This is a genomic window from Roseateles sp. L2-2, assembly GCF_050613215.1.
In the GTDB taxonomy this organism is placed as follows: Bacteria; Pseudomonadota; Gammaproteobacteria; order Burkholderiales; family Burkholderiaceae_C; genus Roseateles; species Roseateles noduli.
In genome coordinates, this window is the sequence record NZ_CP192509.1 from 3665260 (window position 1) to 3688787 (window position 23528).

Here is a 23528-nt window from a genome sequence, read left to right on the forward strand (position 1 = left end):
CCGCCCCGTCTATCGGAGAATTCGATTGTTCGGATCAGACGATCGGTGAATCAAATGAATCAGCTGGATGAACCCCCGACCGACGGCGCGCTGACCAACCTCTCGGCCAGGCAGCTCGCGGCCTTCGTCGCGCTGGCGGAGCTGCGCAGCTTCACGCGCGCGGCGGCGCAGTGCCACCTGTCGCAGCCGGCCTTCAGCGCGCTGATCCGCACGCTGGAGGACGGCCTGGGCGCGCGCCTGTTCGACCGGACGACCCGCGCGGTGGAGCCCACCGTCGAAGGCGCGCTGTTCCTGGAGCCCGCGCGGCGTCTGCTGCAGGACATGCGACTCGCGACGGACGACCTGCGCGATCACGTCGCGCGTCGTCGTGGTCGCGTGGCGCTCGCCGCGCTGCCGGCGCTGGCGGCGGGCTGGCTGCCGCCGCATCTCGCGGCCTTCCGGCGCGACTACCCGGGCATCGAGCTCGACCTGGCGGACGTCCTGTCGGAAAGCTGCGTGGAGCGCGTCCGCTCCGGCCGCGCCGACCTGGCGCTGGCCGCGGTGCGCGCGACCGCGCCGGAGCTCTCGGTCGAGCCTTTCCTGTCCGATGTCTTCTATCTGGTCTGCCGGCGGGATCACCCGCTGGCGAAGCGCCGCAAGCCGACGCTGGCGGAGCTCGCGCAGCAGCCGCTGATCGGCCTGGCGCGCCACAGCAGCGTGCGGCAGGCGCTGGACGCCGCGCTGGCGTCCCAGCCGCTACGACCGGTGCTGGAGCTGGAGCAGCTCAGCTCCGTGGCGGGCATGGTGGTCGCGGGCCTGGGCGTGACGCTGGTGCCGGCGTTGACGCTGTTCCACTTCGACCACGCGGATCTGATCGCCCGCCCGATCGCCGATGAGGGGCTCCAGCGCCACATCTACCTGATCCGACGCCGCGACCGGGCGTTGTCGGCCGCGGCGCAGGCGATGGCGGACTCGCTGTGGCGCTGGGCCGCGCAAGGTCCGAAGCGGGCGGGGGTGACGGTGCATTCCCAGCACATTTAAGTCACTACTGTATGCAAATACAGTATCATTGAGCCATCCAACTCCCGGAGTACCGGCATGCTGCTCGACCTCAACAACGCGGCCTCGATCGTGGAATGGTGGTGCATCTTCCCTGAGCGCCACGGGCCGCTGCTGGCGGACTGGGAGCGCCGTCGGCCGGAACATGCGGCGGAGATCGGACGCGCCCGACGGCTGATCAAGGCGGATCCAGCACGTCGCGCGCTGCTGGCCCGCTCGCAAGCGGACGAGGGCCGCGCAAGACCTGTCCCCGAGTACCGGCCGTCGTTCGACGAAGTGGCCGCCGGGGAGCTGCGCGGCGAGGACAGCGTGGACGCAGTCGCGGCCTGAACTCAGGCCTTCTTGACCACCATCCGCAGTCCCGGATCCTCCGGCTGCGCCGACAGCGTCCACCCGTGCGCCTCGGCGATCTCCTGGCAGATCGCCAGGCCCAGTCCCGCACCATGATCGCGGCGATGCGCGCCGCGCCAGAAGCGTCCGAAGATCCGTGACAGCTGATGCGGCGTCACGCCAGGTCCGCGGTCACGGACCGAGAACCGGTCAGCGTCGATTTCCACGCTCACCAGGCTCCCTGCCGGCGCGTGCTGGATCGCGTTCTCCAGCAGGTTCTTCAAGAGCGTGAACAGCGCGCCGCGATCGGCGTCCCAGGTCACCGATGGCGACGGCCCAAGCGAGCCATCCGTCGCATCGGAGCCATCCGATCCGGTTGATCCATTCTTCCCGACCATCACGACATCGAGCGCCACCTCCCGCGCCGTCGCCATCCGGGTGAGGTACTCGACCGCCTCGCCCGCCGCCGCTTCCAGATCCGTCGGCGCGAAGACGTAGTTCTGCGTCTCGCTCGCCTCGGCCAGCAACAGCAGCTGCTGCACCTGCCGTGTCATGTGCTCGACGTCCTGCAGCAGCAGATCCGGCCCCTTGCCTTCGGCCATCAGCTCGACCTGCGCGCGGATCAACGCCAGCGGTGTCTTCAGCTCATGCGCCGCGGTGGCGAGGAACTCCTGCTGCACGCGATAGCCGCGCTCCAGCCGATCCAGCGCACGATTGAAGCTCTCGACCAAGGGGACGATCTCCGTGGGCACGCGGTCCACCTGCAGCCGCCCGTGCACCGAGCGCGGCGAGATCGCCGCCGCCGAGGCCGACACCTCGTGCAGCGGCTTGAGCACGCGCCGCAGCGTCAGGTAGGCGCACACGCCGAACACCAGCAGCAGCGTGGTCGCGAACAGCCCCATGCCCTTGCTCATGAAGGGCATCGCGAACTCGACGTGGAAGAGCTCGAAGAGCCGCGCGCTGCCGGCCTGCTGGAAGTACCACGCGCGGCCGCCGTGGCGGACCACCTCGGTGGCGCCGCGCATCGGCTGGCCGGCGTACTCGAACGAGAAGTTGCCCTGCTTCAGGCGCTGCGCGCCCGGGCCGCTCGCGGCCCAGAAGTCCTCCGACGCCGGCGACGCGAGCACGACCCGGCCCGACGCGTCCAGCAGCCGGTACGCCAGGTCGTCCTTCAGCTTGACGTACATCCAGTCGTACTGCCGCGCGTCCGAGTTGAAGCCGACCGGCATGCCGGTCGCGTCGAACACCAGCTTCTCCGAGAGCTCCTCGGCGAATTCGGAGATGTCCTCGTCGAAGTACAGCGTGCCGCGCCAGCGCGTCACGCCGTCGAAGACGAGCACCAGCGTCGCCACGGTCAGCACGACCCCGACGAGGTAGGCCACCAGCACCTTCGCGGTGAGGCTGTTCATCCAGCCCGTCGAGCCGGATGAGCCGGATGAGCCGGAGGATCCCGATGGCGCGGGCGATCCGGGCGATCCGGCTGATTCCGGAGATGCGCCGGACGGCGCGCTCCCGGCCGGTGCTCGACGTCCTTCAAGCATCAGAAGCGGTACTGGTAGCCCACGAAGACGCGATTCTCCGTCGAACGGTCGACCAGCGTGCTGTCCTTGATGCCGCTGCCCAGGCCCGTGACGCTGAGGTCCAGCAGCACGGCGTGGTGGCGGTCGAACAGGTACATGGTGCGCAGGCCCACCTCGGCGTTGGTCGTCGACTTGCCCTGGTAGAACGCGCGGCCCGCGCGGACCTCGTCGGCGCGCACGCCGTAGTAGTAGTCGACGTACTTCTTGTCGACCCAGTTGGCGCCCAGGCGCGGCGTCAGCATCACCTGGTGGCCCAGGCGCCAGGTCTTCTCCAGCGTCAGCTCGAACTTCTGGCCCTTGCTGTGGCCGGAGGCGTCCGCCGTCCATTGGCCGCCCAGGTCGAACAGGTCCGTCTTCCACTCGGCCTTGGCGCCCAGCCACACGCCGCCCTTGCGTTCGGCCATGCCGTTGAGGATGGGGGCATCGTCCTGCTCGTAGCCGCCCAGGTCCAGCTTGGCCACCAGGCCGAAATCGACACGCTGCGACGGGTTGATGTTCCAGCTCGGCAGCTTGCCCGTGAGCCCCAGGCCGGACAGCTTCACCCAGCGGTTCTCGTAGCTGAGCATGGGCAGCACCTTGGTCTCGCGGTCGTAGCCGGTGTAGGCCTTCTGCGAGCTCACGGCGCCTATGCCCAGGCCCCACGAGGACTCGCCGTCCTTGCCTGGGCCGCCCGGGCCGCCGGGACCGCCCGGTCCGGCCGCCAGCGCGGACAGCGGGGCCGACACGCAGAGCACGGCTGCGGAAGAGAAGACGGCGCGGGTGAGCGCCCGGGATGCATGCGGAAGGAATCGTGTCTGCGGTGCCATGAGAAGTTCCCGAGTGGGGCGGTGATTGGAGCCCGCATCCTCTGCGCCGGTGTCTTACTGACTCCTTACCGTACGGCGCCTGTTTCCCTCTGAAGCAGGTCGGCAAGGACTGGCCCCGCGCTCGATCGGCGGTAAGGAGCCGGAAAGACGGGCGACAGGACAGTCGCGGCCCATGCACCGTCGCTCCCCCTTCTTCACCGTCCTGAGCCTGCCGCTCCTGAGCGCCTGCGGCTCGTTGTCCCCGCCGGCCACGCCGCCCGGCGCCGTCCCGGTCGCCGCCCAGTGGCATGCGCCGATGCCGCACGGCGGCCAGACCACGGACCTGCGCCGCTGGTGGTCGCAGTTCGACGATCCGCTGCTCGCGACGCTGGTCGCCGACTCGCAGGCCGCGAGCCCGACCATCGCCACCGCCGCCGCCAACATCGCCGACGCCCGCGCCGCGCGGCAGGCGGGCCAGGCCGCGCTGCTGCCGACCGTGGACCTCGGTGCCAGCGCGTCCCGCTCGCGGCCGGAGCCCGGCGCGCCGCTCGTCAAGTCGGCTTCCGCCAGCGTCCAGCTGCAATGGGAGCTCGACGTCTTCGGCGCGGGCCGCGCCGGCGCGCAGGCGGCGCAAGCTCGACTGGCGTCGTCCGAAGCCGCCTGGCACGGCGCGCGGGTCACCGTCGCCGCCGAAGTGGCCACCGCCTACGCCGACCTGCGCGCCTGCGAGGCGCAGGTGCTGCAACTCGACCAGGACGCCGCGTCCCGCAACCGCATCGCACAACTGACCGCTCGCGCCACCCAGGCCGGCGCACGCTCGCCGGCGGCCGCCGCCCTCGCCCAGGCCAGCGCGGCGGAAGGCCGGGTCGCACTGCTGCGACAGGTCACGGGCTGCGACCTGCTGGTGAAGTCGCTGGTCGCGCTGACCGCCCGCGAGGAAAGCGCCCTGCGCGTCGAGCTCGCCACGCGCGCCAACCGCCTGCCGCAGCCGCGCGAATTCAGCGTCACGTCGCTGCCCGCGGAAGTGCTCGCGCAGCGCCCCGACATCCAGGCCGCGGAACGCGAGGTCGCCGCCGCCGCCGCCGATGCGACGCGGGCCGCCGCGCTGCGCTGGCCGCGCATCACGCTTGCGGGCAACCTGGGCGCGGCGCGCTCCAGCAGCGCGGGCGTCACGACCGACGGCTCGGTCTGGACGATGGGACCGGTCGCCGTGACGTTCCCGCTCTTCGACGGCGGCACGCGGCGCGCCAGCGCCGAGGCCGCGCGCGAGCGCCACGGCGCCGCGATGCGGGTCTACGCGGCGCGGCTGCGCACCGCGATCCAGGAGGTCGAAAGCGCCCTCGTCACGCTGCAGAGCACCGCCCTGCGGCAGGAAGACGCGGCCGCGGCGACGCTCGGCTACGAGCGCTCCTACCGCGCCACCGCGGCGAGCTACGAGGCCGGCGCCGCCAGCCTCTTCGAGGTCGAGGACGCGCGCCGCTCGCTGCTAGGCGCGCAAAGCACGCTCAACGACTTGCGCCATGAGCGGCTCGTCGCCTGGATCTCGCTGTATCGGGCCGTCGGCGGCGGCTGGGCGACGCCCGCACCGGCTGACGACGCCGCTCCGTCCCGTCTGCCAGCGAGAGAGACAACCGCCTCCGCGTCGCCTTCCGCATCGACCTCCACATCGATCGGCGCATCGCACGCCGCCGCGATCTCCGTCGACGACATCACCTCCGACTTCCTCCGACCATGATGACGCCCTCCCTCAAACTCACACTCTCCGTCGCGGCTGCGGCGCTGCTCTGCGCCGCCCTCGCCGTCAAGTTCGTCGGCCCCTCCGCGGCGGCCAGCGAGCCGGCGACAGGACCTCATGAAACGCCCGCACTCGCCGTGGCCGCCGCGCGGCTGCGACCGGCGACCCTGCCCATCCGCCTGTCTGCCAACGGCAACGTGACCGCGTGGCAGGAGGCGCTGATCGGCTCCGAGGCCAACGGCCTGCGCCTCACCGACGTGAAGGTCAACGTCGGCGACGAGGTCCGCCGCGGCCAGGTGCTGGCGACCTTCTCCGCCGACACGGTGAGCGCCGAACTCGCGCAGCGTCGCGCCGAGGTCGCGCAGGCGGCCGTGGCGCTCGCGGAGGCTGCGGCCAACGCGCAGCGGGCGCAGGCGCTGCAGGAAAGCGGCGCGCTGTCGACGCAGCAGATCCAGCAGTACGAGGCCGCCGCGCGCTCCGCGCAGGCGCGGCTGGACGCGGCCCGCGCCGTCGAGCAGAGCCAGTCGCTGCGGCTGACGCACACGCGGGTGCTCGCGCCGGACGACGGCGTCATCTCCGCGCGCGCCGCCACGGTGGGCTCGGTGGTGCCTGCCGGCCAGGAGCTGTTCCGCATGATCCGCGGCGGTCGCGTCGAATGGCGCGCGGAGATCGCCGCGCCCGACCTCGTCCGGCTCAAGCCGGGGCAGCGCGTGCGCGTCACGCTGGTCAACGGCGAGGCGGTCGACGGCCGCGTGCGCATGGTCGCGCCCTCGGTCGACATGCTGACGCGCAACGGACTGGTGTACGTGGATCTGCCGCGCCATCACGCGGCCCGCGCCGGCACCTACGCGCACGGCGATTTCGACCTGGGCAGCAGCGCCGCGATGGTGCTGCCGCGCAGCGCCGTGCAGATGCACGACGGACTGCATCAGGTGATGCGGATCGACGACAAGGACCGCGTCGCGCAGGCCCGCGTGCGCGTCGGCCGCCAGACCGGCGACATGGTGGAGATCCTGGAGGGCCTCGCGCGCGCCGACCGCGTCGTCGCGTCCGGCGGGGCCTTCCTCGGCGACAACGACCTGGTGCGCATCGTCGGAGGCGCTCAATGAGCCTCAACGTCTCCTCCTGGTCCATTCGCAATCCGTCGCCCGCCATCCTGCTGTTCGTGCTGCTCACGGTGCTGGGGCTGATGGCCTTCTCCGCGCTGTCGGTCCAGAACTTCCCCGACATCGACGTGCCGCGCGTCTCCGTCTCCGCGTCGCTGCCCGGCGCATCGCCGTCGCAGATGGAGACGGAGGTCGCGCGCAAGATCGAGAACTCGCTGGCCACCGTCCAGGGCGTCAAGCACATCAACACGACGCTGACCGACGGCTCGGCCGAGATCGCCATCGAGTTCCGGCTGGAGAAGCCGACCGATCAGGCCGTCGACGACGTCCGCGACGCGGTCGCCCGCGTGCGCGCCGACCTGCCGGCCGACCTGCGCGATCCCGTCATCAAGAAGGTGGAGATCGTCGGTTCGGCGATCCTGACCTTCACGGTGGCGTCCGGTTCCGACCGGCAGCTCGACACCGAGGCGCTGTCCTGGATCATCGACAACGAGGTGAGCCGCACGCTGCTCGCCGTGCCCGGTGTCGGCGCGGTGAACCGCGTCGGCGGCATCGAGCGCGAGGTGCGCGTGGAACTCGACCCGCAGCGCCTGCTGGCGCTGAACACGACCGCGGCCGAGATCTCGCGCCAGCTGCGCGAGGTGCAGCAGGAGGCCTCGGGCGGTCGCGTCGACCTGGGCGGCATCGAGCAGTCGGTGCGCACGATCGCGACGGTGCGCACGGCCGAGGACATCGCCGCCATCGAACTCTCGCTGACCGACGGTCGGCGCATCCGCATCGGCCAGGTCGCGACGGTGACCGACACCGCCGCGGAGGCCCGCGCCGCCGCGCTGCTGGACGGCCGGCCGGTCGTCGGCTTCGAGATCGTCCGCGCGCGCGGCTTCGGCGAACTGGAGGTGGCCGCCGGCGTGCGCCGCGCCGTCGCCGGCCTGCAGACGCGCCGCCCCGATCTGCGCTTCGTCGAGGCGGTCGACTTCACCGGCGAGATCATCGAGAACTACGACGGTTCGATGCGGCTGCTGGTCGAAGGCGCGGCGCTGGCGGTCCTGGTGGTGTTCCTGTTCCTGCGGGACTGGCGCGCGACCTTCGTCGCGGCGGTGGCGCTGCCGCTGTCGGTGATCCCGACCTTCGCGCTGATGCACTGGATGGGCTTCACGCTGAACACGGTGACCTTGCTGTCGCTGTCGCTGGTGGTGGGCGTGCTGGTCGACGATGCGATCGTCGAGATCGAGAACATCGAGCGCCACCTGCTGATGGGCAAGACGCCCTACGAGGCGGCGATGGAGGCCGCCGACGAGATCGGCCTGGCGGTCATCGCCACGACCTTCACGCTGGTGGCGGTGTTCCTGCCGACGGCCTTCATGAGCGGCACGGTGGGCAAGTTCTTCGTCCAGTTCGGCTGGACGGCGGCGGGCGCGGTGCTGTTCTCGCTGCTCGTCGCGCGGCTGCTGACGCCGATGATGGCGGCCTACCTGCTGCGCGCCTTCCAGCGCACGCACAAGCCGGAGCCCGGCTGGATCCGCGCGTACCTCGGCTGGGCGAGCTGGTGCCTGCGGCATCGCGCGGTCACGGTGCTGGCGGCGACGGCGTTCTTCGCCGGCGGCATCGGGTTGGCCTTCCTGCTGCCGACCACTTTCATCCCGCCCGACGACGGCATCCAGACGCAGGTCACGATCACGCTGCCGCCGGGCAGCAAGCTGCCGGCGACGGCGGCGATGGCGGAACGCGCCCGCATGCTGCTGGTCAAGCATCGCCATGTGCATTCGGTGTTCACCGTGATTGGCGTCGCGGGCTCCGGCGGCAGCGGGCCGGGCGACGACGACGGCGGCGCGGCCAACGTGCGCACCGCGGTGCTGACGCTGCAGCTGACGCCGCGCGGGGACCGCGCGGACGGCCTCAACCAGCAGCAGATCGAGGCGCAGCTGCGCGAGCGCCTGTCGATGCTTCCGGGCGTGCGGGTGAAGGTCGGCCAGGGCGGGTCCGGCGCGAGCTACCAGCTCACGCTGGCCGGCGACGACGCCGAGACCCTGGAGCGTCACGCCGCGCAGGTCGAGCGTGAGCTGCGCACCCTGCCCGGCCTGGGCGCGGTGAGCTCCACCGCCAGCGTGGCACGCCCGGAGCTGCGCGTGCGGCCGGACTTCGCCCGCGCGGGCGACCTCGGCGTGACTTCCGCCGCCATCGCGGAGACGCTGCGCGTCGCGACCATGGGCGACTACGCGCAATCGCTCGCCAAGCTCAACCTGAGCGAGCGCCAGGTGCCGGTGATGGTGCGGCTGAGCGACGCCGCGCGCGAGGATCTCGACACCATCCGACGCCTGCCGGTGCCCGGCGCGCGCGGGCCGGTGCCGCTGGAGCACGTCGCCGCGCTGGACTTCGGCAGCGGACCGTCGGAGATCCAGCGCCAGGACCGCCAGCGCACGATCACCATCGACGTCGAGGCCAACGGCCGGCCGCTCGGCGACATCGAGCGCGAGGTGCTGGCACTGCCGGCGCTGAAGCAACTGCCGCGCGGCGTGGCGCTGGGCGCGCTCGGCGAGGCCGAGGAGATGGGCGACATGGCGGCCGGTTTCGGCATGGCGATGCTGACGGGGGTGCTCTGCATCTACATGGTGCTGGCGCTGCTGCTCAACAACTTCGTGCAGCCGCTGACCATCCTGATCGCGCTGGTGCTGTCGGTGCCGGGGGCGATGCTGGCGCTGTTCCTGGCCGGCTCGACCCTGTCGATGCCGTCGATGATCGGGTTGATCATGCTGATGGGCGTGGCGACGAAGAACTCCATCCTGCTGATCGACTACATCGTCATCGCGCGCCGCGACCACGGCCTGGGCCGCATGGAGGCCATCGTCGACGCTTGCCGCAAGCGGGCGCGGCCCATCGTCATGACGACGATCGCGATGGGCGCGGGCATGCTGCCGGTCGCGCTGGGGTACGTGGGCGATCCGAGCTTCCGATCCCCGATGGCCATCGTCGTCATCGGCGGGCTGGTCACCTCCACCTTCCTGAGCCTGCTCGTCATCCCGGTGGTGTACAGCCTGGTGGACGACGTGCTCCTTCGCCTGAAGCGGATCGGGCGCAGCCGTCGCGATCCCGCCGATCGACAGGCTGCCCATCAGGCTGGACAACAGGCTGGACAACAGGCCGGCCAACAAGCCGGCCAACAAGGCGGACAACAAGGCGCCCCTGCCCCATGAGCTTCAGCACCCTCGGCCTGCTGGCCGTGACGACGTACTCCGTCGCCTGCATCGCCTACGTCTACCGCTGGCGCGGCCAGCGCCGCTACGACAGTTTCACCCAGTACCTGCGCAAGAGCTGGCCGATCTTCGCGCCGCTGAACTGCCTGATGTACATGACGACGCGACCCCACGCGCGCAAGCCGGTGCTGGATGCGGGCTACCTCGACAACATCGGCCTGCTGCGCGCGAACTGGCGCGTGATGCGCGACGAGGCGCTGGCGTTGGAGGCCGCAGGCGCGTTCGAAGCGGTGAAGGCGGCGGGATCGGCCGGCTACTACGACGTCGGGTTCCGCACCTTCTACAAGCGCGGCTGGAGCAAGTTCTACCTGAGCTGGTACGGGACGACGCATCGCTCGGCACAGCGCCTGTGCCCGCGCACGGTGGCGGTGCTGGCGCAGCTGCCGCAGATCCGCGGGGCGATGTTCTCCATCCTGCCGGCGGGCGCGGAGTTGTCCGTGCATGCGGATCCGATGGCGTGTTCCTTCCGGTACCACCTGGGGCTGCAGACGCCGAACGATGCGGCGTGCCGCATCCAGGTGGACGACGTCGATTGCGTGTGGCTGGACGGGCAGGATTTCGTCTTCGACGAGACCTATCCCCACAGCGCCCACAACGCGACGGACCGGCCGCGACTGATCCTGATGTGCGACGTGGATCGACCGATGAATGCGCTGGGGCGGATGATCCACGCGGGCTACCGCGTGATCGCGCGCGGCACGCTCGTGGCCAACACGGCGGAGGACGAGCGCGGCCTGTTCAGCAGGCTGTTCGCGAAGCTCGCGCCGCTGCGCGAGCGGTCGCTGCGCTGGAAGACGGAACGCCGTCGCGCCTACAGGACCTTGAAGTTCGTCCTGAATTCAACCCTCATGACCGGGCTGATGGCGATGATCTTCGCGGTGCTGCATGTGTTGGAGGCGATCACGGCGTGAGCATTGGAAGCTGGCGCTCTTGATCAATCAAAGTTCCCACCGCAAATTGAAGGAAGTGGAAACATCGGCTTCCGTGCACAGTCACCATCCGATAATCGATGCCGAGATCCACGACAAGGCGCCAGATGAAAGACTGCCTTTTCTGCAGCATTGATCTAACTGGTAAGCGCGCGCGCGAACACGTGATCGCCAGATCATGGCTAAAGGAACTGAAGTATCACGAGTGGATGCTCGACGGGCAGACCTCCACGGGCGGCTCGGTGCGCCAACTTCGTCGCCATCCGGCACACAGCTTTATGGCTGGCGACGTTTGCGGTGATTGCAACAGCCATTGGATGAGGGATCTTGATCAGGCTGTTCAGGAATGCGTGCTGGAAATGGCACGAGGGCGCCTTCAGCCTTCAGATGTCCCAGTGGAGATGCGGCCCCTTCTTGGCCGCTGGGCGCTAAAAACAGCTTGCGCGATGGAGGGAACCGACTCCAAAGATCGACGCCACATCCCTCTGGAGGTCCGCAGAAGCGTCCTTGAGAATCGAGATCCACCCGGAAGCTATGCCTTGCAGGCATGCCTGTTCCCAGTTCAAGCACTTGGCGTTGCAACTCTTGATGTGTGGATGGACACGCCGGTGTACAGGGAAGTGCTGGCGGGGAAACCGCAGAGCGATCGCCTCAAGTTTGGGATTAGCATCGGTCACGCCGTGTTCGCCGGGATATGCCTCTTCGACGTCGAATGGGCACTTTACGGAACTCACTCTGCATTCCACTTTCCTATACATCTTCATAGGGCCAGGAATGCCGACGTTGACAATGATCCACTCATGATCTGCAAGATGCTGGGTTGGGACGTCGACAGGACGTTGCCCCATGCGTTCTCGCTACTCGCCTTGGACCCACTGACAGTCATGCCCAAGACCGCACCTGTGGAGTCTGCGTAACGGATAAAGCGACGAGCCTTCGCGATCTGTATGAAGCCACCTATCGCAGACTGCATCTCCTTAGGGTCGAATGACCAGTCTGTGCCGTCGTCTGATGTGCGCAAGTTTTCGGCGCGGATTCTATCGAGGTCTCAGACTGTGACTTCAAACGCTCTTACGCAGGCAAGCGAAAGAGCGGGAAAGCATCAGGACTTCCACCGCCGCTAGCCCTCACCCCTGCCCTCTCCCGCACGCGGGAGAGGGAGTTCGACCGCGCTGGTTGCAGCGGCGGAACTTCTTGCACCGTCTCCCGCTTGCGGGCGATGGGGCATTCCGGTCAGCTCGGTGCATTCTCACTCCCTCTCCCGCTTGCGGGAGAGGGCGGGGGTGAGGGCCAGCGGCCTGGGCAGTCAACGGAATCCCCCATGCTGGCGAGGTTCAACAAAGTCTCCGACATGCAAAGTCGTTCCCCATGGACGACAACGATTCCCCACACCCAGGCCAGAAAGAGGCTGCCCGCTCGCTCCGGCGAGACGGCACCGAAGCCGAGCGCGCGCTGTGGCAGCGCCTGCGAGACCGGCGGCTCGCGGGTCTGAAGTTCAGGCGTCAGCATCCCATCGGCGCGTACTTTGCAGACTTCGCTTGCGTTGAAGAGAGACTCGTCATCGAGCTCGACGGCGGGCAACACGGAAGTCCTGGCAACGCGGTCTACGACGCACGACGTACATCCATCTTGCATGCCCGTGGATTTCACGTCCTGCGCTTCACGAACCGAGACGTGCTTCTGCAGCTGGACGATGTTATGGCGCTCATTCTGCGATGGGTTTCAGTTCGTGCGTGAGGCTGCTGACCCTCACCCCTGCCCTCTCCCGCAAGCGGGCGAGGGAGTCCGACCTGCTCAGCTCGCTGCGGCGGAACTTCTTGCCCTGTCTCCCGCTTGCGAGCGATGGTGCCATCCAGTCAGCTCGGTTCATTCTCACGCCCTCTCCCGCTTGCGGGAGAGGGCCGGGGGTGAGGGCCAGCGGCACCGGCAGACAACAAGCATGCGCCCTTGCCCTGCGTGCACTCATCCTCTAGCAGCCAGAGCTTCGTCTCTCAGGGATTGGGAGTTTCGCGCTCCGCCGCATTGAGCCTGGCTGCTTCCGGCTTGGGCGCGTCGCTCTCAACACGCGGTGCCCCCGACCGATCCGCCTCCCGCTGCGCCCGACGCTGCAGGTAGGCGTCGCGCACGAACAGGTATTTGTCGAGCGCCACCTCGTCGACCATCTTCGTCACGTCGAGCAGGTTGGCGCGCTTGTCGACCATGCCGACGATGGTGAACGCGTTGCGCGCGCCGACGTCGTCCAGCTGCCCGGTCAGGTTGCCGTAGCTGTTGACTGGAATGGACGCGGTGCTGCGCAGGTCGGAGGGACCGAACAGCGGCAGCACGACGTACGCACCGCCGCCGACGCCCCACACGCCCAGCGTGTCGCTGAAGCCGTCGCCGTGGCGCGGCATGCCCCAGCCGGTGGCGACGTCCATGAACCCCAGCAGCCCGACGGTCGAGTTGGTGCCGAAGCGCGCGAAGTCCGACAGCCCGTCCTTGAAGCGCCCTTGCAGCAGCAGGTTGGCGCCGGACCAGGGGTCGCCCAGGTTGGAGAAGAAGTTGGTGACGCCGCTGCGCACCGGCGTGGGCACGACGGTCTTGTAGACCGTGGCCACCGGCTTGAGCACGACCTTGTCGAGCCCCTCGTTGAGCGCGAAGGTCTTGCGGTTCACGGACTCGATCGGATCCGGGTTCTGCGGCGTGGCGCAGCCCGACAGGAGCACGCCTGAAACGACGAGAAGCGCCGGCACGCGGCGATGAACGCCGATGGAAGCGAAGGGAAGGACGGGAATGGACGACATGAATTGCTCCCGCTCCGGAAATGGAGGCGCGAGCATGGTCGGCCGGATGGTCTTTCTGGAGACTTACCCGATGCATCCGGGCTGGTCCCACCAAGGTCGCCTCACAGCATCCCCGGTCGGAACAGCGACTTCCGGCTGATCACCTCGCCCGCCACAACGAAGATCCCATCGCCCGTGTAATGCAGCGTCTCGGGATGCTTCGGTCGCGACGCCACATGCGCCTTCACGACTTCGAAGATGAAGAAGTCGTAGCGCTTGATCAGCGCGGTGTCGTGCAGACGGCATTCGAAGCTCGCGTGGCATTCGCCGACCAACGGCGCCTCGACCTGCTCGGCGGGTTGCCGAGTCAATCCGAATGCCTCGAACTTGTCGACCTCCGCGCCGCTGCAGTTGCCCACGCGCACGACCGTGTCGGTCAGCGCGGTGGTCGGCAGGTTGATCACGCATTCGCGGCTTCGACGGATCATCTCGTGGCTGTGATTCGCCGACGAGATCACGCAGCCGATCAGGGACGGCGAGAACTCCATGACCAGGTGCCACCCCATCGTCATCACGTTGTCCCGGCCGCGCCAGCGCGAACTCACCAGGACGATCGGCCCCGGCTCCAGGTAGCGGCGAACCTGCTCGACGGGGAAATCGCGCTTCTTGATGAGAGGGGGACGGGCAGCAGTCATGCCGGGTCACGGCAGACGGCGTTCCTTGAAAGACTCGTACAGGCGGAGCTCGTCGAATCGCATCGACGCCTTCACCTGGATGGCTGCCTCTGCTCGCTCAATCGTTCGATGGCTCGGATCCCCGCCTCCATCTTCTCGCGCGCCGACGAATTGGCCGAGTGCACGCGCATGCGAGGCGGGATGAAGCCGTGGAGCGCCACGGCTTCCTCGACCCACAGCACCACGTCGTAACCCGTGCCGCGTTCGTCGTCGCCCAGGTCGTGATCCAGGCTGAGCTCTTCGACGCCGCCAGCTTTCAACAGCTCGATGACCTCGTCCGGCCAGTAGGCGCGCGTCCAGCCCTCAGGGGTGGCGCGCTCGTCATCCAGAAAGATTCGCATGGCTGGGTTCCCCTCCTCAAGGGGTCAGTCCTTGCTCGCCCGCTCCCGGGTTCGACGCGCCTTGACTTCCAACCCCTTCAGGACCCGGGGAGATCGTGACGCGGCGGTCAGCAGCTCTTCGGTCGACCAGTTCCGGGTCAGCCAGATCGAGAGCGCCGCACTCGAGAGGTGCCACGCGCTCATGCCTCGTCCCCTTCGGTGATCGAAGACGTAGTCCCTGGACACCCAGATGGTGACGCGCTCATCGGGTCGCGTGTCCGTCCCCTGCCAGAGATCCAGCACGAGCCGATAGGGATTCGTTGATTCGATGACTGGCGCGCCCACACCGCCCGCGAATTGCCAGACCCGCGCCTGATCTTCGGCGCTCGCCATCACGGTCGGCCGCTCAGGGCGCCCTTCGATGTAGGACAGTCCCCAGGCATACAGCCACAAGGGCGACGTCACGACGAGCAGGACCGCCGTGCAGAGCAACCCCAGGAGAACTCGGAGGACGATGCGCATGGGCTTGGGGACACGATCGAGTCGTGCCGGGCGATGATCCGCGGAATCATAGGGCGCGATTGATGCGATGCTACGAAGGTCGCCCCCCGACGCCTCATTGCAGAAGATGACTGGAACCCTCCGACAGCTGCACGATCCCGATTGGTCCGCGCAAGAGCGCAAGCAGCTCGTGGCGACGGGTTTGGCGCCGCTGCTCGCGTCCGCGGTGTTGGCAGGGGCAGCGCTGCCGCTGGTCGGCGGGGACGCCTTGACCCTGTTCGCCCTCCTGGTGCCAGTCAGCTACGCGATGCTCGTTTTCTGCCTGCTGCCGGCCATCTGGCTGCTGCGCCGGCTGAAGTTGCAATCGACCTGGTCAGTTGCCACTGCCTGCGGGCTCGCGATTCTGCTGCCCGGCGTGGCGCTGTATGGCTGTTTCCCCGCCGAAGAAGGAAAGTACGCCGGCGCGACCGGCTACATGCTCCTGCTGCTGGCCCTCCCCGCTGCGATTGCCGCCGTGGCCGGCGCAATGATTCATCGGATCAAGCCAGGACAGTCGTCATCGTCGGTCTGAGAAACCACGCGACGTGTTACCGCTGTGTCGACGGTGGATTCACGCCTGCGGCGACACCGTCCCCACCGCCTTCAACGCCGCGATCACGCCCGCGTGCGCGTTCACGAGTTCCGGCGACTGGTCGAAGCGTTCCGCATAGCGCCGCATGAAGGGGTCGGCGCTGTCCCGGTCCAGGCTGAGCAACCCGCGCAGGCGCTGCGCCACCGGGAGCGGCGTTTCCTTCGCGTCCGCCGCGCCGTCGATCGCTTCGTCGAGCATCGTGATCAGCCGACTGAGCGGCTCCAGCCACTTCATCTCTTCACCGAAGGCCATGACCTGGAGGAACTCCCCCGAACTCTGCGGACCGTGGGTCTTCTGGTAGTCGCCGCGTTCGAGCTCCACCAGCGAACGGTGGAGGTCGAGGAGACTACGTCGGAGCTGGTGGCAGGCGTCGGTGGTCATGGCAGAAATGGGGGGGACAGACAAAGAGACCCCAAGCCTACCGGCAACGGACCCCGCCTGCATGCCCCATCCGGGATGGGCCGCTGCAGGAGGCATCACCTCGGCTCGGACCGCCCCTGCTCCCCGAAACGGATGGAGATGATCCGCCCCTCGCGCATGCGGATCACCGCGGGCAGGTAGCCGTCGCCGCGCTCGTAGAGCCATTCGTCCGTCATCACGCAGGCGACCTGCGGGACCTGCTGCACTTGCGGCACTCCCGGATAGCCCGGGTACGGCACCGGCTGCGGCACGTTCGTGAGCACGCGCGCGCAGTAGGAATCGGCGATGGCCGGCTGACCGCAGGTGCGCAGCAGCCAGACCTTGGAATCGCCCTCGCGCACGCCGACGTCGTTGCAGCGCAGCGATTGCGCCTGCACCGCGCTCCCGGCCGTCAGCAGCGCGCCCAGCGCCAGACACCGGAAAATCCAGCGGCCTCCATCGGCATTCATCATGTCCAGCTCCCGCAGAGATCCCGATCACGGGACAGGTCGACCTGGAGGGGCAACGGGCGCGCCCTCTCCTGCGTTGACCGTCTCCGGGAAGTCCGCCGCTGCGGAGCGCACGCCGGCCTCTCACCGGCGTGCAGCGGGCCGGCGGATGCCGGCCGCCCTCACCTCAAGGCTGCTGCTGGGCCGGCTGGGCCTGCTGCGCCTGGGCCGCGCGCGCCTTGTTGACGTAGCCCTGGTAGGCCGGCAGCGCGACCGCGGCGATGAGGCCGATGCCGGCGATCACCGGGAACAGCAGGCCCAGGATGCGCACGCCCCAGTTGTTGGGCGGCGGCGGCGGGCCGAAACGGTTCGCGGTCTTGCTGCCGGGCACGAGGATCCACAGGAAGACGATCAGCGGGAAGATGATCGTCAAGGTCCACCATCCGCTGATGTTCATGTCATGACAGCGCTTGATGCCGATGATCACGCTGAACCAGAGCGCCGCCACGAACGCCACGATGTTGAAGAGCATGAACAGCGCGGAGGAGCCCGACAGCGCAAAGGTCATCACCACCGACACCAGGGCGTTGACGAGACCGGCCGCCATCGACCACGCCAGGTAGCGCAGCCGACCGATCCGCCCCTCGGACGAGAAGGGCTTGAGTTCCCCAATGCCGCCCTCGAACGCGTCCACGTCGGCCACATGCGCCTGGGGCGCAGCGTATTGATTCAAGGTTCGATCAGTCATGGTTTCCCTCCTTCGTTGAATTGAATGCTTGAACTGAAAGCGTCATCGCCTGCGACGGGCGCGCCGCTCACAGCAGCCCCGCCCGCTTGACCTCGTGGTACCGGTTGACCAGCGTGGACGCGAGCTGACGCGGCTCGACGTCGATGGACAAGCGGTCGTGATCGACCACGCGCGCGAAGGCGTCGTGACGCGCCTGGGACAGCAGGTGCGCGCTGGCCACCGCGACGGCGTCCTCCGCCCCCGCGATCGGCTGCGCCGCGATGCGGCCCAGCGCGGTCTCGCGCAGGCTCGCCAGCAGCACCAGGTGGCGGCGGCGCAGCAGGCGCAGCGCCGGCTGCAGCTCGGGCGAATCCTCGTCGCGGAAGTTGGTCAGCACGATGACCAGCGAGCGCCGGCGCAGCCGCTGCGAGAGCGCCTGCGCCGCGGTCAGGTAGTCCGAGTGGTGCCCGCCCGGCTGCAGGTCGTGCATCTTGTTCATCAGCGCGTTGAGCGTGCCCATGCACTTGCGCGGCGCGCAGTCGCGGCTCTGACCTTCCTCGTTGCCGAAGGTCATCGCGCCGACCTCGTCACCCTCCGACAGCGCCACGTAGGCCAGCAGCATCAGCGCATCCAGCGCGTCGTCGAAGTGGCTGGTCTCGCCCACGCCGGCCGACTGCTCGTCCGCGCGCATGCGCCGCCCGCAGTCAAGCAGGAACATCACGCACTGGTCGCGTTCGTCCTGGAACTCGCGCACCACCGGTTTGCGGTGCCGCAGCGAGGCCTTGACGTCCAGGTGCCGCAGCGGATCGCCGCGCTTGTACTCGGCGAGCTGGCGGAAGTCCGTGCCCTGCCCCCGCTGGATGAAGGTCTTGATGCCGATCTGCGCCAGGCGGCGATCGCCGGACAACCAGGCGTAGCGCGACAGCGCCGCGAAGTTGGGATAGACGCGCAGATCGCTTTCCTCGCCGACGCGGTCGCGGACCTCGAAGCAGCCGGCGCGGGTCCGCCACAGCAGCTGCGTGGCCCCCAGGCGCGCCACGCCGCGCTGACGCGCGGTGACGCGGAAACTCACGCGCTGACGGTTCTGCGCCCCCAGCGTCAGCGTGCGCGGCAGGCCTTCGAAATCGAAGAGCGGATCGAGCTCGTCGAACACCTTCACCCGCCAGGCCAGCTCGCTGGCGTTGACCAGGTCGAGCTTCAGCTCGGTCGACGCGCCGATGGCGAAGGCCGCGGGCAGGCGGCGCTCGATGCGCACGCCGCTCTGCCGCCACAGGCGCAGGCTGCGCCACAGGTCGACACCGGCCACGACCAGCCCCACGCCGAACAGCGCCGCGCCCGCCGGCGCCACGACCGCCAGCGGCGCCCCCGCCGCCAGCGCGGCGGCGGCGGCCAGGGCCAGGCCGGCCAGCATCGCGATGCTGGCCCGGGTCGGCAGGACGACGCGACGGACGGTGTTCATCAGAGCCGCGGCGCCTCCACGCTCTCCAGCGCGGCGGCGAGGATCTCGTCCAGGTCGCGACCTTCGATCTGGGCGTCCGGCGCCATCGTCACGCGATGGCGCAGCACCGCCAGCGCCTGCCTGGCGACGTCGTCGGGCGTCACGAAGTCGCGTCCCTCCAGCAGCGCGACGGCGCGCGCCGCGCGGATCAGCGCCACGCTCGCGCGCGGCCCGGCGCCGAACTCCAGACCCGGCCAGTTGCGCGTCACCCGCACCACGCGCACCGCGTAGTCGACGACCTTCGCATCCACGTGCACCTGGCTCGCCAGGCGCTGCAGCTCCAGCACCTGCACGTCGTCCAGCACCGGCTGCACCGCCTCCAGCGGCAGCTCGTGGCCGGCGCGCTGCGCCGTCACCAGCTGCACGATGGCCGTTTCCTCGTCGTGCGTCGGGTACCCGATGCGGATCTGCAGCAGGAAACGGTCGAGCTGCGCCTCGGGCAGCGGGTAGGTGCCTTCGGTGTCGACCGGGTTCTGCGTGGCCATCACGATGAAGGGCCGCGGCAGGCCCAGGCTCTCGCCTTCCAGCGTGGCCTGGTATTCCTGCATCACCTCCAGCAGCGCGCTCTGCGTCTTGGCCGGCGCGCGGTTGATTTCGTCGGCCAGCAGCAGGTTGGTGAACACCGGGCCCTTGCGCACGCGCAGTTGACCCAGGCCCGCGCCGGTGTCGTCCAGCACGCTGTGGCCGATGACGTCCGCCGGCATCAGGTCCGGCGTGAACTGCACCCGCGCGTACTTCAGCTGCAGCGCCTGCGACAGCGCGCGCGCCAGCAGCGTCTTGCCCAGCCCGGGGACGCCCTCGACCAGCACGTGCCCCGACGCCACGACGGCCAGGAGCATCTGCTCGACCGCCTCCGGCTGGCCGACCACGGCCTTGCCGACTTCGTTGCGCAGCACCTGCAGCCAGTGCGTGGCGAGCTTGAGTTCCTCGGGCTTGATCATTGCGAAGGTCTTTCGTCGTGGAGGCGGTTCAGGCGCGCGTCAGCAGAAGGCGCCGCGCCGTTTCGAGCACGTGCAGGCGCTGCGGGAGTTCCGCGCGGGTACAGAACTTGGAGGACATGGCCGCGTGCAGGTCGTCGCGCGCGACGCCGGTCGCGGTCGCGACGGCGTGCACGCGGTCGGCCATGGGCAGGCGCGCATAGCCGCGCAGGCGGCGCGTCGCCGCCTCCTCGAGCGCACGCTGCTGCGCGGCGAGCAAGGCGTCGTGGCCGTGGCGATGCAGGTAGGCGCCCATGCCGCGCACCTGCTCGGAGATCGAGCGGCGCAGCCGCGGCGGCGGCGCCAGGCGTGGGCCGAAACGCACCGCGGCGCGCCACAGCCAGGCGGCCAGCGCCAGCATGCCCAGCACGATGGCGATCCAGCCGGAATGCCACAGCCACGGCGTCAGGGCCTCGCGCTTCTCGTTCAGGAAGATCCAGACCGTCGCGCCGGGCTCGGCCTGCACGGTGGCGGCCAGCAGCAGCGAGGTGTCGCAGCTGAACGGTGCAAGATTCTGGAAGACCGCCGGGTTGGCGTCGAGCACGGTCACCGAGCCCTTGCCGTGCGCCGCGCGGATCAGTTGATGCCCGTGAAGATCCTGCGTGAGCGTCCAGAGGGCCTGGTGGCCGGGCTTGAGCTTCAGCCGCTTGCCGTTGGTGAAGCGGTAGCAGAGGTCGAGCGAGTCGATGTCGCCGAAGACCGGCGGTTCGGAATCGGCCTCGTCCCGGTCGCTGTCGTCGTCCTCGTCGTCATCGTCGCTTCCCGTCGAAGCAGCGCGCGCCGGCGCCACAGGCTTGGGCTCGGCGGCGGACGCTGCGGCCGCCGCCGCCCGGGCCGCGAGCGCTTCCCGCTTGAGCTTCTCGGAAACGTCGACGGCGAAGATCGGCACCCAGGACTCAAGCCGCGTCTCGTCCCAGTCCGCACCTTGCAGCAGCACCAGATGGCCGCCGCGCTCGACCCACGCCTTGATCTGCCCGGCGCGCTCCGGCACGAGGTCCCAGTTGGACGACATCAGCACCAGCCGCGCGCCTTCCGGCGGCATGCGGTCCAGTTGCTCGAAGTGCTCCGCCTTGACGCCGAGCCGGCGCATGATCTGCTCGAAGGCATAGACCGGATTGCTCCTGGCCTCGCCGGTGGCCGGGCGGGTGACGTTCTCGTCCACCCACTCGGTGTTGGCCGACAGCCACCAGCCGCCGAGAACCAGCGCCACGGCGGCGAGCAGCAGGAACAGACGCTCGCGGGTCATGCCGCGCTCCCATCCGCAGCGACGACGCCGGCGACGCTGGCGCCGTCCGCGGCGCTCGCACCGGCCGCCATCCGCGCATCGAAATCGGCGCACAGCGCCTCGAAGCGGTCCGCCGGCAACAGGCGCTGCGCATAGGCCACCGCCTGCCAGCCCGACACCAGGCGCGAGAGGTAGTCCAGCGCGCCCGGCGACATCCGGGGCGCCGCGAGGACCAGCGATTCGCGTTCCGTGCTGGCCGCGCGGATCGGCACGCCGTGGGTGTGCACCAGCCGCGACAAGGCGCCGCGGTAGAGCAGCGACAGCGCCGCGCGTTGCTCGCCGCGCTGCCAGAGCGCACGCGCAGCGGCGCCGATGTCGTCGGGCAGGCTCTCGGGCCGGATGTCGAGCGAGCCCACGTGCGTGGGCGGCGTCGCCTTCAGCGCGCGCCCGCCCTCATGGCCCTGGAGCCAGTCCCGCAGGCGCAGCAGCACCCAGATCAGCAGCGCCGCGCCGACCAGCCAAAAGGCCAGGCGCAGCCCCGCCGAGAGGTTCTTGATCAGATCCACCCACCAACCGAAATCCGAGGACGCCTCCTTCTTCACGGCCTTGTCCTCGTCCTTGGACTTCTTGAAGCGCAGGACCTGCTTCTTTTCCTTGCCGGCCCAGAGCGGGTCGGCCTGGACCGCCTTCTCCGCGGCCCACACGGCTGCGGCGTCGATCGCGGAAGCGGCAGGTTGTGCAGGCACCGGCTGCGCGCGGACACCCCCGCCCGCCAGGATCAAGCCGGCCAGCAGCAGCTCACGTGAACGCACGGCGGAACTCCTGCTCGATGTCCCAGGCCTCGAGGACCACGCGCCGGTTCAGGTACATGGCGAAGCCCGCCGCCACGAAGAACGGCTCCAGGAACAGCACCACCAGCATGTAGGCCGACGCGGTCGCGATGTCCAATCCGAGCCGCCCCGCCTCGTGCGCGTCCGGGTGGAAGAACCAGTCCCACACGCCGGCGCTGCGGTTCTCCGGCGCGAACCACCACACCAGCGCGATCAGCGCGTAGCCCAGCACCGCCTCCGCATGGACGAAGGCGGCCTGCAGGGCCATGGCCGCGCCGCGGTTGTCGTTGAGCATCAGGCTGGCGCGCTTGCGCCGCGCGGCGCCGCGCTGGCCTTCGAGCTGCTCGATCGGCTGCGTGTACGCGCGCCACGGCGAGAAGCGCCGCAGCAGCAGCGTGCGCAGGAACTGCCCGCCGAAGACCTGCCGGCGCGCGCGCCACAGGTCGGACCAGCGCGTCGCCTCGCCGAAGGCGGCGCGCGACATCACGAACAGCAGGCTGCGGTCCAGCCACGGCTTGAGCCAGAACAGCACCAGCACCGGCCAGCCGCCGCCCAGGTCCACGGTGCACATCGCGAGCACCGCGGCCGCCAGCAGCACCGGCGTGTAGCAGCGCCAGATCGAGCCCGCATGGGCGCGCACCAGCGCCAGCCCCAGGTCGCAGGCTTCGCTCTGGCTGCGCGGACGCAGCACGATCGCCAGGCCGTCAACCCGCATGCGCGCGCTCCCTGTCCGTTCTTCTGCCTGCCCCGCTGCCGGTCTCGCGACCCATGAGTCCCAGCCACAGGATCACCAGCAGCCAGCACGTCGCCGCGACGCCGTACTTGACGCCCGGCGCGACCCAGGCGGCGGAGGACCAGAAGGCCTCGAAGGCCGCGGCCACGAGCAGCAGGAAGAAGGCCGCGTACACGACCGGGACGGCGGCGCGGGCCGAGGCGGCCAGCGCCTCCATGCGGCCCAGCCGACCGGGCGCCAGCCAGCCCAGCCCCATGCGCAGTCCGGCCGCGCCGCACAGCACGATGCCGGTCAGCTCGAAGGCCGAATGCGTGGCCACAAAGGGCCAGAAGTTGTGTCCCAGACCGACGCGCGTCAGATGACCGGCGGCCGCCCCGATGACCAGACCGTTGTAGAGCAGCACGAACGCGCTGCCCACGCCCGCGAGGATGCCGGCGCCGAAGCAGCGGAAGCCGATCCCGATGTTGTTGAAGATGTAGATGCCGAACATCTGCCAGTCGTCGCCGGCCTCGCGCAGGCGGCCCAGCACCCGCCTGCCGTCGCCGTACATGGTCTCGAAATCGCGCAGCTGGGACGCCTCCATCAGTCGCAGCGCGAAATCGGGACCGGACCAGGCGAGCAGGAAGGACGCCACCAGCGGCACCGCGAACAGCAGCAGCGCCGCCAGCACGTAGCGCCGCTGCGCGCGCACGGCGCGGGGCAGATCGACGCGCAGCAGCCGCGACAGCTGACGCAGGCCGTAGTCCTGCCGGCGGTAGATCAGCTGATGCGCTTCCTGCGTCAGCGTCTCCAGCCGCGCGATGAGGTGGATCGGATAGGCGCGGGACTGCGCCAGCGCCAGGTGTTCGCAGACGCGCCGGTACTGCGACGCGAGCAGCGCGCCGTCCGCACGCTTGCCTTGCCTGGAGAGCGCGAGTTCGGCGGCGAAGGCGTCCCACAGCGGGCCGTAGGTCGCCTCGAAGTGCATCGGGCTCATCGGCGCTTCCCC

Annotated in this window: 24 protein-coding genes; 9 read left to right on the forward strand and 15 right to left on the reverse strand. The window is 69.4% G+C overall.

Translation table 11 applies throughout. The annotated features are described in order from the left end of the window. Positions 1-54 precede the first annotated feature (54 nt). Together ACQZ13_RS16375 and ACQZ13_RS16380 are read left to right on the forward strand one after the other, a co-directional pair. Positions 55-1020 (forward strand): LysR family transcriptional regulator, encoded by a 966-nt coding sequence (locus tag ACQZ13_RS16375; RefSeq protein ID WP_431046219.1) that lies wholly within the window; start codon positions 55-57, stop codon positions 1018-1020. Positions 1021-1077: 57 nt separating this feature from the next. Next, on the forward strand, positions 1078-1368 hold the full coding sequence (locus tag ACQZ13_RS16380) for a hypothetical protein (protein ID WP_431046221.1): 291 nt from the start codon (positions 1078-1080) through the stop codon (positions 1366-1368). Positions 1369-1370: 2 nt separating this feature from the next. Here ACQZ13_RS16380 and ACQZ13_RS16385 read toward each other — a convergent pair whose 3' ends face one another. Then, on the reverse strand, positions 1371-2777 hold the full coding sequence (locus tag ACQZ13_RS16385; protein ID WP_431046223.1) for a HAMP domain-containing sensor histidine kinase: 1407 nt from the start codon (positions 2775-2777) through the stop codon (positions 1371-1373). A 131-nt stretch (positions 2778-2908) separates the two neighbouring features. Further along, positions 2909-3754 carry a MipA/OmpV family protein gene (locus ACQZ13_RS16390; protein ID WP_431046225.1) on the reverse strand — a complete coding sequence of 282 codons (846 nt, stop codon included), beginning with the start codon at positions 3752-3754 and terminating at the stop codon, positions 2909-2911. 172 nt (positions 3755-3926) lie between these two features. Here ACQZ13_RS16390 and ACQZ13_RS16395 point away from each other — a divergent pair, with 172 nt between their 5' ends. From ACQZ13_RS16395 to ACQZ13_RS16420, 6 genes are all read left to right on the forward strand, one after another. After that, a complete protein-coding gene (locus ACQZ13_RS16395; protein ID WP_431046227.1) occupies positions 3927-5468 on the forward strand; it encodes an efflux transporter outer membrane subunit in 1542 nt (513 codons plus the stop codon). Further along, positions 5465-6577 carry an efflux RND transporter periplasmic adaptor subunit gene (locus ACQZ13_RS16400; RefSeq protein ID WP_431046229.1) on the forward strand — a complete coding sequence of 371 codons (1113 nt, stop codon included), beginning with the start codon at positions 5465-5467 and terminating at the stop codon, positions 6575-6577. The genes ACQZ13_RS16395 and ACQZ13_RS16400 overlap by 4 nt, the downstream gene beginning before the upstream one ends. Beyond that, complete coding sequence (locus ACQZ13_RS16405; protein ID WP_431046231.1) at positions 6574-9765, forward strand: efflux RND transporter permease subunit; 3192 nt, start codon at positions 6574-6576, stop codon at positions 9763-9765. The genes ACQZ13_RS16400 and ACQZ13_RS16405 overlap by 4 nt, the downstream gene beginning before the upstream one ends. Further along, complete coding sequence (locus ACQZ13_RS16410; RefSeq protein ID WP_431046233.1) at positions 9762-10736, forward strand: aspartyl/asparaginyl beta-hydroxylase domain-containing protein; 975 nt, start codon at positions 9762-9764, stop codon at positions 10734-10736. Before ACQZ13_RS16405 ends, ACQZ13_RS16410 begins: the two co-directional genes overlap by 4 nt. A gap of 125 nt (positions 10737-10861) precedes the next feature. Further along, positions 10862-11671, forward strand: a complete 810-nt coding sequence (locus tag ACQZ13_RS16415; protein WP_431046235.1) for a hypothetical protein — start codon at positions 10862-10864, stop codon at positions 11669-11671. Positions 11672-12122: 451 nt separating this feature from the next. Continuing rightward, on the forward strand, positions 12123-12491 hold the full coding sequence (locus ACQZ13_RS16420; RefSeq protein ID WP_431046237.1) for an endonuclease domain-containing protein: 369 nt from the start codon (positions 12123-12125) through the stop codon (positions 12489-12491). A 254-nt stretch (positions 12492-12745) separates the two neighbouring features. Here ACQZ13_RS16420 and ACQZ13_RS16425 read toward each other — a convergent pair whose 3' ends face one another. The 4 genes from ACQZ13_RS16425 to ACQZ13_RS16440 all read right to left on the reverse strand — a co-directional run bounded on the left by ACQZ13_RS16425 (position 12746) and on the right by ACQZ13_RS16440 (position 15092). Continuing rightward, positions 12746-13537: an MlaA family lipoprotein gene (locus ACQZ13_RS16425; protein WP_431046239.1), complete on the reverse strand. Its 792-nt coding sequence runs from the start codon at positions 13535-13537 to the stop codon at positions 12746-12748. A 101-nt stretch (positions 13538-13638) separates the two neighbouring features. Continuing rightward, positions 13639-14211 carry a flavin reductase family protein gene (locus ACQZ13_RS16430; protein WP_431046241.1) on the reverse strand — a complete coding sequence of 191 codons (573 nt, stop codon included), beginning with the start codon at positions 14209-14211 and terminating at the stop codon, positions 13639-13641. A gap of 71 nt (positions 14212-14282) precedes the next feature. Next, positions 14283-14591, reverse strand: a complete 309-nt coding sequence (locus ACQZ13_RS16435; protein ID WP_431046243.1) for a cyclic-phosphate processing receiver domain-containing protein — start codon at positions 14589-14591, stop codon at positions 14283-14285. A gap of 24 nt (positions 14592-14615) precedes the next feature. Then, the gene (locus tag ACQZ13_RS16440) at positions 14616-15092 is read right to left on the reverse strand and encodes a hypothetical protein (protein WP_431046245.1); all 477 of its coding nucleotides are present in this window, start codon (positions 15090-15092) and stop codon (positions 14616-14618) included. 97 nt (positions 15093-15189) lie between these two features. On the opposite strand from ACQZ13_RS16440, the gene ACQZ13_RS16445 reads away from it, so the two are divergent. Beyond that, on the forward strand, positions 15190-15642 hold the full coding sequence (locus ACQZ13_RS16445) for a hypothetical protein (RefSeq protein WP_431046247.1): 453 nt from the start codon (positions 15190-15192) through the stop codon (positions 15640-15642). Positions 15643-15681: 39 nt separating this feature from the next. On the opposite strand, the gene ACQZ13_RS16450 is transcribed toward ACQZ13_RS16445, so the two are convergent. The 9 genes from ACQZ13_RS16450 to ACQZ13_RS16490 form a co-directional block, all read right to left on the reverse strand. Next, positions 15682-16083: a hypothetical protein gene (locus tag ACQZ13_RS16450; protein WP_431046249.1), complete on the reverse strand. Its 402-nt coding sequence runs from the start codon at positions 16081-16083 to the stop codon at positions 15682-15684. Between the two features lie 95 nt (positions 16084-16178). Beyond that, positions 16179-16571, reverse strand: a complete 393-nt coding sequence (locus tag ACQZ13_RS16455; protein WP_431046251.1) for a DUF2845 domain-containing protein — start codon at positions 16569-16571, stop codon at positions 16179-16181. A gap of 166 nt (positions 16572-16737) precedes the next feature. Further along, positions 16738-17298, reverse strand: coding sequence for a DUF805 domain-containing protein (locus ACQZ13_RS16460; RefSeq protein ID WP_431046253.1), 561 nt, complete (start codon positions 17296-17298; stop codon positions 16738-16740). A gap of 67 nt (positions 17299-17365) precedes the next feature. Next, on the reverse strand, positions 17366-18736 hold the full coding sequence (locus tag ACQZ13_RS16465; protein WP_431046255.1) for a DUF58 domain-containing protein: 1371 nt from the start codon (positions 18734-18736) through the stop codon (positions 17366-17368). Next, the gene (locus tag ACQZ13_RS16470) at positions 18736-19716 is read right to left on the reverse strand and encodes an AAA family ATPase (protein WP_431046257.1); all 981 of its coding nucleotides are present in this window, start codon (positions 19714-19716) and stop codon (positions 18736-18738) included. The genes ACQZ13_RS16465 and ACQZ13_RS16470 overlap by 1 nt, the downstream gene beginning before the upstream one ends. A 28-nt stretch (positions 19717-19744) precedes the next feature. Beyond that, the gene (locus ACQZ13_RS16475; protein WP_431046259.1) at positions 19745-20998 is read right to left on the reverse strand and encodes a DUF4350 domain-containing protein; all 1254 of its coding nucleotides are present in this window, start codon (positions 20996-20998) and stop codon (positions 19745-19747) included. Further along, the gene (locus ACQZ13_RS16480; RefSeq protein ID WP_431046261.1) at positions 20995-21789 is read right to left on the reverse strand and encodes a DUF4129 domain-containing protein; all 795 of its coding nucleotides are present in this window, start codon (positions 21787-21789) and stop codon (positions 20995-20997) included. The genes ACQZ13_RS16475 and ACQZ13_RS16480 overlap by 4 nt, the downstream gene beginning before the upstream one ends. After that, positions 21776-22522 (reverse strand): hypothetical protein, encoded by a 747-nt coding sequence (locus ACQZ13_RS16485; RefSeq protein WP_431046263.1) that lies wholly within the window; start codon positions 22520-22522, stop codon positions 21776-21778. The genes ACQZ13_RS16480 and ACQZ13_RS16485 overlap by 14 nt, the downstream gene beginning before the upstream one ends. Next, on the reverse strand, positions 22512-23516 hold the full coding sequence (locus tag ACQZ13_RS16490; protein WP_431046265.1) for a stage II sporulation protein M: 1005 nt from the start codon (positions 23514-23516) through the stop codon (positions 22512-22514). Before ACQZ13_RS16490 ends, ACQZ13_RS16485 begins: the two co-directional genes overlap by 11 nt. Between the last annotated feature and the right edge of the window lie 12 nt (positions 23517-23528).

Excerpts from the sequence above, each read along its gene's own strand:
- ACQZ13_RS16380 (WP_431046221.1), top strand. The coding sequence starts at position 1,078 with ATGCTGCTCGACCTCAACAACGCGGCCTCGATCGTGGAATGGTGGTGC.
- ACQZ13_RS16435 (WP_431046243.1), bottom strand. The coding sequence starts at position 14,591 with ATGCGAATCTTTCTGGATGACGAGCGCGCCACCCCTGAGGGCTGGACG.
- ACQZ13_RS16485 (WP_431046263.1), bottom strand. The coding sequence starts at position 22,522 with ATGCGGGTTGACGGCCTGGCGATCGTGCTGCGTCCGCGCAGCCAGAGC.
- ACQZ13_RS16420 (WP_431046237.1), top strand. The coding sequence starts at position 12,123 with ATGGACGACAACGATTCCCCACACCCAGGCCAGAAAGAGGCTGCCCGC.
- ACQZ13_RS16390 (WP_431046225.1), bottom strand. The coding sequence starts at position 3,754 with ATGGCACCGCAGACACGATTCCTTCCGCATGCATCCCGGGCGCTCACC.
- ACQZ13_RS16440 (WP_431046245.1), bottom strand. The coding sequence starts at position 15,092 with ATGCGCATCGTCCTCCGAGTTCTCCTGGGGTTGCTCTGCACGGCGGTC.
- ACQZ13_RS16470 (WP_431046257.1), bottom strand. The coding sequence starts at position 19,716 with ATGATCAAGCCCGAGGAACTCAAGCTCGCCACGCACTGGCTGCAGGTG.
- ACQZ13_RS16455 (WP_431046251.1), bottom strand. The coding sequence starts at position 16,571 with ATGAATGCCGATGGAGGCCGCTGGATTTTCCGGTGTCTGGCGCTGGGC.
- ACQZ13_RS16395 (WP_431046227.1), top strand. The coding sequence starts at position 3,927 with ATGCACCGTCGCTCCCCCTTCTTCACCGTCCTGAGCCTGCCGCTCCTG.
- ACQZ13_RS16405 (WP_431046231.1), top strand. The coding sequence starts at position 6,574 with ATGAGCCTCAACGTCTCCTCCTGGTCCATTCGCAATCCGTCGCCCGCC.
- ACQZ13_RS16400 (WP_431046229.1), top strand. The coding sequence starts at position 5,465 with ATGATGACGCCCTCCCTCAAACTCACACTCTCCGTCGCGGCTGCGGCG.
- ACQZ13_RS16465 (WP_431046255.1), bottom strand. The coding sequence starts at position 18,736 with ATGAACACCGTCCGTCGCGTCGTCCTGCCGACCCGGGCCAGCATCGCG.
- ACQZ13_RS16460 (WP_431046253.1), bottom strand. The coding sequence starts at position 17,298 with ATGACTGATCGAACCTTGAATCAATACGCTGCGCCCCAGGCGCATGTG.
- ACQZ13_RS16375 (WP_431046219.1), top strand. The coding sequence starts at position 55 with ATGAATCAGCTGGATGAACCCCCGACCGACGGCGCGCTGACCAACCTC.
- ACQZ13_RS16425 (WP_431046239.1), bottom strand. The coding sequence starts at position 13,537 with ATGTCGTCCATTCCCGTCCTTCCCTTCGCTTCCATCGGCGTTCATCGC.
- ACQZ13_RS16450 (WP_431046249.1), bottom strand. The coding sequence starts at position 16,083 with ATGACCACCGACGCCTGCCACCAGCTCCGACGTAGTCTCCTCGACCTC.
- ACQZ13_RS16430 (WP_431046241.1), bottom strand. The coding sequence starts at position 14,211 with ATGACTGCTGCCCGTCCCCCTCTCATCAAGAAGCGCGATTTCCCCGTC.
- ACQZ13_RS16490 (WP_431046265.1), bottom strand. The coding sequence starts at position 23,516 with ATGAGCCCGATGCACTTCGAGGCGACCTACGGCCCGCTGTGGGACGCC.
- ACQZ13_RS16475 (WP_431046259.1), bottom strand. The coding sequence starts at position 20,998 with ATGACCCGCGAGCGTCTGTTCCTGCTGCTCGCCGCCGTGGCGCTGGTT.
- ACQZ13_RS16415 (WP_431046235.1), top strand. The coding sequence starts at position 10,862 with ATGAAAGACTGCCTTTTCTGCAGCATTGATCTAACTGGTAAGCGCGCG.
- ACQZ13_RS16410 (WP_431046233.1), top strand. The coding sequence starts at position 9,762 with ATGAGCTTCAGCACCCTCGGCCTGCTGGCCGTGACGACGTACTCCGTC.
- ACQZ13_RS16385 (WP_431046223.1), bottom strand. The coding sequence starts at position 2,777 with ATGAACAGCCTCACCGCGAAGGTGCTGGTGGCCTACCTCGTCGGGGTC.